Annotated in this window: 8 protein-coding genes; 5 read left to right on the plus strand and 3 right to left on the minus strand. The window is 72.9% G+C overall.

Annotation, left to right across the window (positions count from 1 at the left end; translation table 11 throughout):
* The first annotated feature begins 8 nt into the window (after positions 1-8).
* Together J8N05_RS26220 and J8N05_RS26225 are read left to right on the plus strand one after the other, a co-directional pair.
* Positions 9-1,142, plus strand: coding sequence for a vWA domain-containing protein (locus J8N05_RS26220; protein ID WP_210886649.1), 1,134 nt, complete (start codon positions 9-11; stop codon positions 1,140-1,142).
* Positions 1,135-2,238 carry an XdhC family protein gene (locus J8N05_RS26225; RefSeq protein WP_210886652.1) on the plus strand — a complete coding sequence of 368 codons (1,104 nt, stop codon included), beginning with the start codon at positions 1,135-1,137 and terminating at the stop codon, positions 2,236-2,238. Before J8N05_RS26220 ends, J8N05_RS26225 begins: the two co-directional genes overlap by 8 nt.
* A gap of 3 nt (positions 2,239-2,241) precedes the next feature.
* On the opposite strand, the gene J8N05_RS26230 is transcribed toward J8N05_RS26225, so the two are convergent.
* Complete coding sequence (locus J8N05_RS26230; protein ID WP_210886655.1) at positions 2,242-2,745, minus strand: metallophosphoesterase family protein; 504 nt, start codon at positions 2,743-2,745, stop codon at positions 2,242-2,244.
* An 18-nt stretch (positions 2,746-2,763) separates the two neighbouring features.
* Positions 2,764-5,232 (minus strand): SpoIIE family protein phosphatase, encoded by a 2,469-nt coding sequence (locus J8N05_RS26235; protein WP_210886658.1) that lies wholly within the window; start codon positions 5,230-5,232, stop codon positions 2,764-2,766.
* Between the two features lie 293 nt (positions 5,233-5,525).
* On the opposite strand from J8N05_RS26235, the gene J8N05_RS26240 reads away from it, so the two are divergent.
* Positions 5,526-7,688 (plus strand): SpoIIE family protein phosphatase, encoded by a 2,163-nt coding sequence (locus J8N05_RS26240; RefSeq protein WP_407699932.1) that lies wholly within the window; start codon positions 5,526-5,528, stop codon positions 7,686-7,688.
* A 199-nt stretch (positions 7,689-7,887) separates the two neighbouring features.
* Here the strand turns inward: J8N05_RS26240 and J8N05_RS26245 are convergent, their stop codons facing one another.
* Positions 7,888-9,249 (minus strand): S1 family peptidase, encoded by a 1,362-nt coding sequence (locus tag J8N05_RS26245; RefSeq protein ID WP_210890396.1) that lies wholly within the window; start codon positions 9,247-9,249, stop codon positions 7,888-7,890.
* A gap of 437 nt (positions 9,250-9,686) precedes the next feature.
* On the opposite strand from J8N05_RS26245, the gene J8N05_RS26250 reads away from it, so the two are divergent.
* Positions 9,687-10,382 (plus strand): type 1 glutamine amidotransferase domain-containing protein, encoded by a 696-nt coding sequence (locus tag J8N05_RS26250; RefSeq protein ID WP_210886660.1) that lies wholly within the window; start codon positions 9,687-9,689, stop codon positions 10,380-10,382.
* 466 nt (positions 10,383-10,848) lie between these two features.
* A complete protein-coding gene (locus J8N05_RS26255) occupies positions 10,849-11,064 on the plus strand; it encodes a type A2 lantipeptide (protein ID WP_210886663.1) in 216 nt (71 codons plus the stop codon).
* The last annotated feature ends 99 nt before the right edge of the window (positions 11,065-11,163 follow it).

Consider the following 11,163-nt stretch of genomic DNA (forward strand, 5'->3'; position numbering starts at 1 on the left):
AGCGGGACATGAGCGCGCCAGAGGCTGTCGACGCGCCCGCCGTGCTGGTCGGCTTCGCCCGTGCCCTGCGGGCCGCCGGGGTGGACGCGGGACCCGACCGCGTCCAGGCACTCATAGGCGCGCTCGATGTGCTGCGGCCCGGGGTGCGGTCCGACGTGTACTGGTCGGGGCGGCTCACCCTGTGCGGGAGCCGGGACGATCTGGAGCGGTACGACCGGGTGTTCGCCGCCTATTTCGGGGGTGCGGGGGCCGGGAGCAGGGCGGTGCGGGCCGCTCCCGCCACGCGGCTCAGGGTGGCCCTACGGGATGCCGGGCCCGCTCCCCGTACCGGCGGTGAGGGCGAGCGGGACGGCGTACCCGCGGCGGTGCTCGCCGGCTCGGCCGAGGTGTTGCGGCACCGGGACTTCGCGGGGCTCACCGAGGCGGAACGGGGTCAACTACGGCGCCTGCTGGCCGCGTTCGCGCTGCGCGGGGAACCCCGGCGTACCGCGCGGCTGCGGCCGGCCCGGCGCGGGACCGTCGACCCCCGGCGGACCGTGCGGGAGATGCTGCGGTGGGGCGGTGAGCCCGCGCCGCCGCTGCACCGGGCGCGGGCCGAGCGGCCGCGGCGGGTGGTGCTGCTGGTGGACGTGAGCGGTTCGATGGCGGCGTACGCGGACGCGCTGCTGCGGTTCGCGCACGCCGCCGCGCACGGCGGCCGGGTGCGCACGGAGGTGTTCACCATCAGTACGCGGCTGACGCGGGTGACCCGTGAGCTGGCGCACCGCGACCCCGACACCGCGCTGGCCGCGGTCTCCGCCGCCGTACCCGACTGGCGCGGCGGCACCCGGCTCGGCGAGCTGCTGCGGGACTTCCTCGACCGGTGGGGGCAGCGCGGCATGGCACGCGGCGCGGTGGTCGTCGTGCTGTCGGACGGCTGGGAGCGTGGCGATCCGGAGCCGCTCGCCGCCCAGATGCGACGCTTGCACCGGCTCGCGCACCGGGTGATCTGGGCCAATCCGCGCAAGGCCCGTCCCGGTTACGCGCCGGTGGCCGCCGGTATGGCGGCGGCGCTGCCGAGCGTGGACGCGTTCGTCGAGGGCCACAGTCTGGCCGCGCTGGAACGTCTGGCGGCGGTGGTGAGAGGAGCGGACGATGCGTGAGATCCTCCCGGCGCTCGGCCGGTGGTACGCGGAGGGCTCCCCCTTCGGGCTCGCCACCGTCGTCGCCGTCAGCCGCAGCGCGCCCCGGGACCCCGGCGCCTCCATGGCCGTCGGACCGGGTGACGAGGTCGTGGGCAGTGTGTCGGGCGGCTGTGTCGAGGGCGCGGTGTACGAGTTGGCGCAGGAGGTCGTCGGGTCGGGCGAGGCCCGCCTGGAGACCTTCGGGTACAGCGACGAGGACGCGTTCGCCGTCGGGCTGACCTGCGGCGGGGAGATCACCCTCCTCGTACGGCCCGTGACGGCCGACCTCGATCCGTCCTTCGGGGCGGTCGCGGAGTCGGTGGCCGCGGGCCGCCCGGTGACCGTGGCGACGGTGCTCGACGGCCCCGCCGAGCGCGGCGCGACGCTCGCCGTGTGGGCGGACGAGGTGTCCGGAACCCTCGGCACGACCGGCCTGGACGTGGCCGTGACCGCCGACGCCCGCGGTGAACTGGCCCTGGGCGCCACCGGCCGGCGGCACTACGGGCCGCACGGCGAGCGGCGCGAGGACGCGGTGACGGTCTTCCTGCACTCCTTCGCTCCCCCGCCGCGCATGCTGGTCTTCGGGGCGATCGACTACGCGGCCGCGGTGGCCCGCATCGGCGCGTTCCTCGGCTACCGGGTCACGGTGTGCGACGCGCGGCCCGTGTTCGCCACCCCGAAGCGCTTCCCGCAGGGCGTCGAGGTCGTCGTCGAGTGGCCGCACCGCTTCCTGCAGAGGACGGACACCGACGAACGCACGGTGATCTGCGTCCTCACCCACGACCCCAAGTTCGACGTGCCGCTCCTGGAGGAGGCGCTGCGCCGCCCGGCCGCGTACATCGGGGCGATGGGCAGCCGGCGTACGCACGACGACCGGATGAAACGGCTGCGGGACGGCGGACTCGACGAGGGCGAACTGGCCCGGCTGCGCTCGCCGGTCGGCCTCGACCTGGGGGCGCGTACGCCCGAGGAGGTGGCCGTGTCCGTCGCCGCCGAGATCGTCGCCCTGCGCTGGGGCGGCAGCGGCGCCCCGCTGGCGGCGACGAACGGGGAGATCCACCCGCGGCACCCCTGACCGCTAGGTGCGCGGCGGCAGGCGGTGCAGTTCGACGTCGTCGAGGCCGTCGTCCCGCACGGTCGCCGTCATGTACGTGCAGTGCGGCTGGCGTCTGCGGTCGGTGGGCGAGCCCGGGTTGAGCAGACGCAGTCCGGTGGCGGCCGTGGTGTCCCAGGGGATGTGGCTGTGGCCGAAGACCAGGACGTCGAGGTCGGGGAAGCGTTCCGCGCACCGGCGTTCGCGGCCCTGGGCGACGCCGGTCTCATGGACGACGCCGAGGCGCAGGCCGTCGAGTTCGGCGCGGGCGATCTCGGGGAGGCGGGCCCTGAGCTCGGGGCCGTCGTTGTTGCCGTACACGCCGATGAACCGCTGCGAGCGGCTTTCGAGGAGGTCGAGGGTCGCGGTGTCCACCCAGTCGCCGGCGTGGATCACGACGTCGGCGCGCGGGAGTTCGGCGAGGAGTGGCGCGGGGAGTTCCTTGGCGCGCTTGGGGAGGTGGGTGTCGGACATGAGCAGGAGGCGCATGGCAGCAAGTCTCTCCGGTCAGTCGCCGACGGGTTCGATCAGGGGGAGTTCGGCCCAGACCTGTTTGCCCCCGCTGACCGGGACGGTTCCCCAGGTGCCGGAGAGTGCCTCGACCAGCAGTATGCCGCGGCCTCCGGTGGCCTCCCAGCCGATGCTCGTGGGCTTGATGGGCGAACGAGGTGACGCGTCGGCGACGGCGACGCGCATGCGGTCGTTGATGAGGGTGAGGTCGAGGCGGACCTGGCCGTCGGTGTGCACGAGGGCGTTGGTGACGAGTTCGGAGACGATCAGGAGGACGGCGTCGGGCTCGTCCCTGACGCCCCAGGCACGCAGGGTGCGCCGGGTGAAGCGGCGGGCGTGGCGGACCGCCTCGGGGACACGCCACACCGTCCAGCTCTCCCGCAGGGGCCGCAGGTCCAGGCCGTCGTAGCGCATGAGGAGCAGGGCCACGTCGTCGCCGCGGTTGGCGTCCGCGAGGAGGGCGTCCGCGACGAGTCCGAGGTGGGCGGGGTCGGCGGCGGCCAGTTGGCCGGCGAGCCGGTTCAGGCCGTCGTCCATCTCCAGTTCGGAGGACTCGACCAGACCGTCCGTGGTGAGGGCCACCACGGTGCCGGGCTGGAGCGGCAGCGGACTCATCGGGAAGTCTGCCTGGGTGATGACCCCGAGTGGCGGCCCGCCCTCCGTGACGACGACGCCGGTGGTGCCGTCCGGGTGGCGCAGGACCGGCGGCAGATGCCCGGCCCGTACGCACCAGGCCGTGCCCTCGGCCATGTCCACGTCGACGTAGCAGCAGGTGGCGAAGAGGTCGGTCTCCATGCCCATGAGGAGCCGGTTGGCGTGCGAGACGACCACGTCCGGGGGGTGGCCCTCGACGGCGTACGCGCGCAGGGCGGTGCGCATCTGGCCCATCAGGGTGGCGGCCTGGGCGTTGTGTCCCTGGACGTCGCCGATGACGAGGGCGACGTGGTTGTCGGGCAGCGGGATGACGTCGTACCAGTCGCCGCCGACCTCCAGGCCCGCCGTGGTGGGCAGATAGCGGGCGACGGCCTCGGCGCCGGGCAGGGGCGGCAGTCGGCGCGGGAGGAGGGTGCGCTGGAGCATGCCGACGAGTTCGTGTTCGGCGTCGAAGGCGTGGGCGCGCATCAGGGCCTGGCCGGCCAGTCCGGCGGAGGCGGTGAGCAGGGCGCGCTCGTCGGGGCCGAAGTCGTGCGGGGTGTCCCAGCCGATGAGGCAGGCACCGGCCATCCGGCCGCCGGCGGGCAGGGGCAGGACGGCGAGTCCGCCGGGGCCGACGTCGGCGAGCGCGGGCTCCAGCGGCGTTCCGGCGGGCCAGATCGCCGCGCGGCCCTCGCGCAGGGCGGCCTCCAGGGTCGGCATGGTGCGCACGGGGGCGTCGGGCCACTCCGAGCGCCACTCGGTGCGCCACACCTCGGGCCAGGCCTCCGGTTCCGGCGGGTCGAGGACGGTGACGACGAGGCGGTCGCCCTCCAGCTCGGCCAGGGCGATGCGGTCGGCGTTCAGGGGCCGGCGCAGGGCGGTGACGACCGCCTGGCCGACGTCGTGGACGGTGCCCGCGGTGGCGAGGGCGGCGGCGAGGCGCTGCACACGGGCCACCTCGTTGCCGCCGGACCGCAGCTTCGAGGCGTCCGCGACGGTGCCCACCAGCCGGGACGGGCGCCCGTCGGCGGCGGGCAGCAGCCGGGCGCGCAGCCTCAGCCACCGCTGCTCGCCGGAGGGCTGGAGGATGCGGAACTCCAGCTCCCGCTCGCCGATGGACATGTGGTCGGCCTCCACCACGGACATCAGCGTGGGCAGGTCCTCCGGCACGGTCATGCTCAGCAGCGTCTCGACCTTGCCGTCGAACTCGTCGGGCACGAGTCCGAACAGCTCCAGCATCTCGTCGTCGACCTCGACCCGGCCGGAGTCCATGGCCAGGCGGAACGAGCTGCTGGGCAGCGGCTCGGACTCCCCGGCGTCGGACGGGGGCGGGAACGAGACCGCCTCGGCGAACAGCTCCAGGCACTTGCGGTCCTCGGTGTCGAAGCCGCCCGGGCTCTCGCTCACGGCCACCAGGCAGCCGCCGCCCCGCGGGTCGGGGGGCAGGGGCAGGGCCGCGAGCCAGTGGTCCCCCGCCGGTGCCGGCCGGGCGCCGGGGAGCACGGTGAGTTCCGCGGGGCCGAGCCACCGGGGCTGTCCGGCGCGGTAGGCGTCGGCCGCGGGTGAGCCGCCCGAGAGCGGATAGCTGTCGCGGACGCCGTACAGGGCCCGTGGGACGCCCGCGGACTCGATCAGGCACAGCTGGTCACCACGGTCCCCCGGTGCGTACACGAGGGCGAGGGTCGCGCCACCGTAGACGAGTGCCTGTTCGAGCACGCTCCGCAGCCGTTCGGGGGAGCCGAGGTCCGTGCGGAGCGCCTTGAGGGCAAGTTCGGCACGCAGCGTTCTCGTGCTGCGTCCCGCATCGCCCTCACTGACCACGTCCGTCATTACAGCGCGTCCGGGACGCGGGCGCAGCCCCTGTGACCGTCACGAAGTGGCGCGGCCGGTCGGCCGGACGCGCGTGAGGCCCCTCCCGGGGGCCCTGCGGCGGCGTCACGGAGAGTTTCCGGGGCCTGGCGGGGATACCGCCGACAGGGGTCACGCTGCGTAGAACGGCGCACGGAACGGACAGTGGGGGCGCCCGGCGGAGGCGCTAGGGCGCACCCGCGCAGCCTCGCCGTGCGGGAACCGCTCCCACGGGGGAGCCTTGATCCCTGGGTACCTCCGTGTGGCCCAGGGAGGTGGTCGGTGTGTCCCACTGGCAGGCGTCCGGGCATCCGCCCCGGCCCGCCCCGGCTCCGGTCGGCCGGCCGCTGCTCTCCCTGACCCTGGCCGCGCTCATGGACGACGTGCACGCGCACTCGGGCGCGGTGTATTTGCTGACCCCGGGTGAACCGGTGCTGGAGATGGCGGTGATGGCCGGGCTGCCCAGGGCGTTCGCGGCCCCCTGGGAGCGGCTGGGGCTGAGCGCGCCGATCCCGGTGGCGGAGGCCGCGCGTCACCGGCGGCTCGTGTGGGTGGGCGGCGAGCAGGACATGGCCCGGCGCTATCCGCGGATCTCGGTGGTCCTGCCGTATCCGTTCGCGCTGGCCGCGCTGCCGGTGGCGACCGACCGGGCCACGTACGGGGCGGTCTTCGTGACCTGGCCGGGCGCGCACCCGCCGGAGCTGTCGGACTGGGAGCGGGACCATCTGACGGCCGCCTGCGACCGGCTCGCGACGCGGCTGGAGCGCGCCCACGAGACGGGCCGGCCGATCCGGCCCGAGCCCGATCTGCTCTCCCCCGCGCCCCTCGCGAGCGTGGCGGGGACGCTGGGCACGGTCGAGGCGTCGCGGTTGGTGGCGCGGCTGCCGTACGGGCTGTGCGCGCTGGACATGCAGGGGCGGATCACCTTCGCCAACGCGGCGTCGGCCGAGCTGCTGGGGCTGCCGGTCAGCGCCCTGCTGGGCATGCAGCTGTGGGCGTCGGTGCCCTGGCTGAACGACCCGGTGTACGAGGACCGCTACCGTGCCGCGCTGATCAGCCAGCAGGTGACGTCGTTCGTGGCGCTGCGGCCGCCCTCGGAGTGGCTGTCGTTCCGCCTCTACCCCAGTACGAACGGGCTGAGCGTGCGCATCACACGGGCCCGGGCCGTGGCGCGGGAGGGCCCGGCGGCGTTCCGGCACGGGGAGACCGGTACGCGTCTCGTCTCCATCTCGCAGGTGCTGAGCCTGGCCGGGGCGCTCACGCAGGCGGTGGGTGTGCAGGACGTGGTCCAGCTGGTCGCCGACGAGATCGCCCCCGCCGTCGGCAGCCAGGGGCTGGTGATGCTCGGCTCGGAGGCGGGCCGGCTGCATGTCCTGGGACAGCGCGGCTACCCCGACCCGCGGGACCTGGAACGGTTCGACGGGATGCAGCTCAGCGATCCCTCTCCCGGTACGCACGCCCTGGTGAGCGGGGTGCCGGCGTTCTTCGCGTCCGCTCAGGAGCTGGCGCGGGTGTATCCGGACCAGCGGCCGGCCGGTGACATGGCGGCCTGGGCGTATCTGCCGCTCATCGCGTCCGGGCGGCCGGTCGGCACCTGTGTCCTCGCGTACGCGGCGCCCCATCCCTTCCCGGCCGACGAGCGTGCCGTGCTGACCAGCCTCAGCGGGCTCGTCGCGCAGGCGCTCGACCGGGCCCGCCTCTACGACGCCAAGAACAAGCTGGCCCACGGCCTTCAGGCCGCGCTGCTGCCCCACTCGCTGCCGTCGCTGCCCGGTATCGAGGCGGCGGCCCGCTATCTGCCCGCCACCCAGGGCATGGAGATCGGCGGGGACTTCTACGACCTGGTCCCGACCGGCGCGGAGGTCACGGCGCAGGCCGCTGCGGTGATCGGGGACGTGCAGGGGCACAACGTCACCGCGGCGGGCCTGATGGGACAGATCCGTACCGCCGTACGCGCCTACACGACCGTGGGGCAGTCGCCCGGGGAGGTCATGAGCAGCACCAACCGGCTGCTGATCGACCTGGGCACGGAGCTGTTCGCGAGCTGTGTCTATCTGCGGCTGGACCCGGCGCACGGGCGGCTGGTGATGGCCCGCGCGGGGCATCCGCCGCCCCTTCTGCGGAGACCGGACGGCAAGGTGCGGGTGCTCGACCTGGCGGGCGGTCCGCTGCTGGGCATCGACGCGGGTGCCGTCTATCCGACGACCGACGTGGCGCTGCCGCCCGGATCGCTGCTCGCCCTGTACACCGACGGGCTGATCGAGTCCCGGGACGTCGACATCGAGGACGCGCTGGCGGGCCTCGCGGAACTCCTCGCCGAGATCGGCGACCGCCCCCTGGACGAGGTGGCCGACAGCATCGTCCACCACAGCGGCACAACGGCCCAACGTCTGGACGACGTGGCCCTCCTACTACTCCGGGCAACCCCAGCCCCGTAAGGGGCGCGGGGAACTGCGCGACCGGCCACGACGGACCCGCACCCGACAACCCTCCGCACACCCCCACCCCCCAGGGGCGCGGGGAACTGCGCGACCGGCCCCCACCGGCCCGCAGCCGAAAAACAACACGGAGCGGCCCGATCCTCCCGCCGGAGGACCGGTCCGCTCCATACGGCACCGCTACTGACCCGAGGTCAGATCACTGGTCGTGACCCGCCCCGTACCCCGCAGCGTCACCGGCCTGGTCACCGGCATCGCCGGCCTGCTCCTCGCCACCGACGGCGTCACCACCGGCACCGGCTTCCTCACCGGCCCCGGCCTCCTCACCGGCGCCCGCTTCTTCACCGGCATCCGCCTCTTCACCAGCGCCAGCTTCCTCACCGGCGCCCGCCTCTTCACCGGCGCCGGCTTCCTCACCGGCGCCGGCCTCTTCACCCGCACCCGCACCCGCGTCGCCCTCGCCGAGCGTCGCGCCCACGGCGGTCAGCGCGGTGGTCACCGGCTGGAAGAACGTCTCGCCACCGACGGTGCAGTCGCCGCTGCCGCCGGAGGTCAGGCCGATCGCGCTGCCCTCCGCGGTGAACAGCGAGCCGCCGCTGTCGCCGGGCTCGGCACAGACGTTGGTCTGGATGAGGCCGGTGACCGTGCCCTCCGGGTAGTTCACGGTGGCGTCGAGGCCCGTGACCTGACCGTCGTTGAGACCGGTGGTGCTGCCCATCCGGATGACCGTCTCGCCGACCGTGGCATCCGCCGCGGCCAGGATCTCGACGGTCTGCTCGCCGGTGTTCACCGTGCTGGGCGCCACGGTCGCCGGGTCGTCGTACTTGACGAGGGCGAAGTCGCCGTCACCGGGGAACGTGGCCGTCTCGACCGTGCCGATCGGCGCGCCGTCCTGCGCGTCCGACCACTCCGCGGCGGCGACACCGCAGTGTCCCGCGGTCAGGAAGGCCGGGCTGCCGTCGTCGGCGACGACGTTGAACCCGAGCGAGCAGCGCGCGCCGCCGCCGAAGATGGCGTCGCCGCCCTCGACGAACGTCTTGAACTCACCGGCGGACTTCTTGATGGTCGCCACGCCCGCGCCGAGCGTCTGGACGGTCGACTCCAGCTGGTCCCACTTCGCACCTGTGACGGTGCTGTCGGCGGTGACCTGGATCTTGTTCGTCCGCGGGTCGACGGCCCAGGAGGTGCCGGGGATGGTCGCGTCGGCCTTCAGCGTCTGCGACGCCGTCTTGAGCGCGGCGGTGCTGTTCTCGACCTGACGGACCACCGCGCCCTTCTTCTCCGCCAGGATGATGTTGTTGTTGTCGCCCACGACGTTGATGATGAGCTGCTGCTTGCCGGAGTCGTAATACCCGCCGGCATAGCTCTCACCGAGCAGTTCGGCCAGTTGAGAGGCGAGGTCGGACGCGTCCGCGGCCTTCAGCGTTCTGGGGGCGGCACCTTCCGTCGCATCGGTCTGGGACGCCATCGCGTTGGGCAGGATGAGTGCCGCCGCGCCGAGCGCGACCACGCCTCCTGCGGCTATGACGGCCTTGCGCTTCGGTATCCGCTTGTGACTCAACTTCATGACCTCCTGGGGACTGGGGGTCCGAGCCGCCGAATGACGGCTGACTGCGGGCGCCTGGATGGCTGTTGATACGCAGGCGGCACGTGGGGCGTTCAACGTTCTTGCTCAACTTCCTTTGCGAAAGCGCGAATCGGCCGCGCCGGAGGCACGGGCCGCGCCGGCGGGGGCCGACGGCCCCATGACGCTGACCACCACCGATACGGAGCGGCCCGCACGGACGCTGTCGCCCTTCAGATCGGCGCCTCGAAGGCGAAAGCGCGGAAGTGACTGGAATACGGCCACCTGGCCCTCGGACCGCGCCGGTTCATTCGGGCGTATTCGGGCCCATTCCCGTGACGTCACAGGAAATCCGACACCCCCGACGCATCCCCGGCGATCCCCCCATTGATCCCCCATTGGAACTCTGTGTCCCATAGGCCTACCTTCGATACATGTCGAAGATTCTTTTCGTAGTGACCGGTGCCGATTTCTGGACTCTCGCGGACGGCACGAAGCACCCGACCGGATTCTGGGCGGAGGAGGCCGTCGCCCCGTACGAGGCCTTCAAGGCCGCCGGCCACGAGATCGTCGTGGCCACCCCGGGCGGTGTCACCCCGACCGTGGACAAGGGCAGCCTGGCCCCCGAGCTGAACGGCGGGCAGGAGGGCGCGGTCCGGGTCGCCGCCACCCTCGACTCGTTCGACGAGCTGCGGCGCCCGATCCGGCTGGAGGACGTGGACCTCGACGCGTACGCGGCCGTGTACTACCCGGGCGGCCACGGACCGATGGAGGACCTCGCGGTCGACGCCGTGTCGGGGCGCCTGCTCACGCGTGCCCTGGAGTCGGGAAAGCCGCTGGGCGTGGTCTGCCACGCCCCGTCCGCACTGCTGGCCGCCACCACGGAGGACGGCGGCAACGCCTTCGCCGGCTACCGGCTGACGGGGTTCACGAACATCGAGGAGACCCAGGCCGGGTTCGCGGACAAGGCCAAGTGGCTGCTCCAGGACCGTCTGGTGGGGATCGGCGCCGACTTCCAGGAGGGCGAGCCGTGGGCCCCGTACGTGGTCGTCGACCGCAACCTCGTCACCGGCCAGAACCCCGCCTCCTCCGCGCCGCTCGCGGCCGAGCTCCTCAGGAAGCTCGACTGACGGCCGACTGGTCACCTTCAGTGATCGAATAGTGACGGAAAGCCCATGGGCCGGAGCGGAATCCTGGCTTCAGCAAATCTGCACATCGAATACGCAGTGGAGTCACGGCACGCGACGAATCCGCACAGTGGATCGTCGCGTGCCGCGTCATTGGCGAGGTGTGCCCGATTCAGGTTCCGCCTTGTGTTGCCGAGATGTGGACGAGCCCCGGAACCATGTGAAGAAGTCGCCACCACGCGGTGCACAGGCCTGCACGGTTGAACCGATCCGGCTCGAAATTGCCCAGATCGCAAGGCCCGTTGATTGGATGCGCGGCGCGACACCGTGCTTTGATCCATTGCACCGCGGGGGCCGTTCTTCGGATTTCGGTTTCGGGATCCGGGCGCTCGTGGTCGCGGCCGACCATCTGTCCCCAGAGGGGGCCGCTCTCCCCCCTTGTGAATATCAATAGGAAGGGAAGTTCATCATGAACTCCACCCCCCAGGTCCAGACCGCCGAGATCTCCGACGCCGACCTCGACAACGTCTCGGGTGGCCTCGCGCTGAACGCCCTCAGCACCGTCACCGGCGCTGTCGACGGCATCGCCCCGGTCTCCGGCCTGGTCGACACCGTCGTCGGCACGGTCGAGGGCGCGACCGGCCTGAACACCGCCCCGGTCACCGGCCTGGTCGCCGGTCTCTGATCACTTCTGTGATCGCTTAGCGTGCCGTGAGTCCCGGAACCATTCCCCGGTTCCGGGACTCACGGGTGCTGCCCCTTTCTTCTGTTCTTCTGTCATCTG

The sequence above is a fragment of the Streptomyces liliiviolaceus genome (genome assembly GCF_018070025.1).
GTDB classification, from domain to species: domain Bacteria; phylum Actinomycetota; class Actinomycetes; order Streptomycetales; family Streptomycetaceae; genus Streptomyces; species Streptomyces liliiviolaceus.